Below are 1,024 nucleotides of genomic sequence, written 5' to 3' on the forward strand. Positions count from 1 at the left end.
CGTGGGATGGAACAAATAGCAAGGGGGAGCAGATGCCCTATGACAATTACACGATCGCTGCTGAATCGAATCAAGGAGGAGATGTAAGTCAAATTACGACCTTGCTTTCCGCCAATGTGAGTAGCGTATCGATCGGGACTGGTGGTGCCATTTCGCTTAACTTAGCCGGTATGGGCGCTATTCCTTTAGAAGATGTTAGAGAGATTAACTAGGCATGAGTATGTGTCTGGCGTGCGAAATAATTGTAATCATTACGACAAAAAGAATCAGAAGAGAGGTGTAGTATGCCGTTTAACGTTGCATTAGGTGGGTTGAGAGCATCCTCCACGGACTTGGAAGTTACGGGTAATAACATTGCGAACGCGAGTACTGTTGGTTTTAAGCGTTCGCGTGCCGAGTTTGGTGATGTTTATTCCAATAGTTTTTTCGGCAGGGGGGCTACCTCAACGGGAGACGGTGTCGCAGTACAAAATATTCGACAGATGTTTGGTCAGGGTAACGTAAGCCTTACTGACAATAACCTGGACTTAGCAATTACCGGAAAAGGCTTTTTCGTGCTTAGTGATCAGGGTGAGGCCAAATATTCGCGTGCTGGTCAGCTAGGTGTGGATAAAGATGGTTTCATGGTCAATAACACGGGTATGCGTGTCCAGGGCTTTCAGGCTGATGAAGGTGGGACGGTATCGGGAGTTCTGGGTGATCTGGTTGTTGATGCGAATGATCTGCCTCCATCAAGATCAACTAATGTCGAAGCAGCTTTGAATCTGGATTCTTCAGAAGAAGCTTTGACTCAGAGTGGCACAACGATTAACTCGAACGGTGCAACGGATGTTGGTGTAGCACAAGCAGGAATTGTGAATGGCTATGCGAGTCAGGATATCGAAGTGACCTTTCCGGATGGCACGTCGCAGACCATTACAACGACTGCGGAATCAACTGCCGGGGCAATTGCATCTCAGTTTTCGCTTTTAGAAGGTGTGGATGCGACTGCTAGTACCAGCTCTACAATAACCTTAGCTGGATA

At 47.2% G+C, this 1,024-nt stretch carries 2 protein-coding genes; both read left to right on the plus strand.

All coding sequences use genetic code 11. From position 1 onward, the window contains the following. The coding region (locus A3729_RS23245; RefSeq protein ID WP_304439748.1) for an FLgD tudor-like domain-containing protein at nucleotides 1–212 on the plus strand (212 nt) is incomplete at its 5' end. A 72-nt stretch (nucleotides 213–284) separates the two neighbouring features. Then, nucleotides 285–1,024: flagellar hook-basal body complex protein (locus A3729_RS23250; RefSeq protein WP_156498089.1), on the plus strand; the 740-nt coding region annotated here is incomplete at its 3' end.

The organism is Oleiphilus sp. HI0043 (assembly GCF_001634935.1).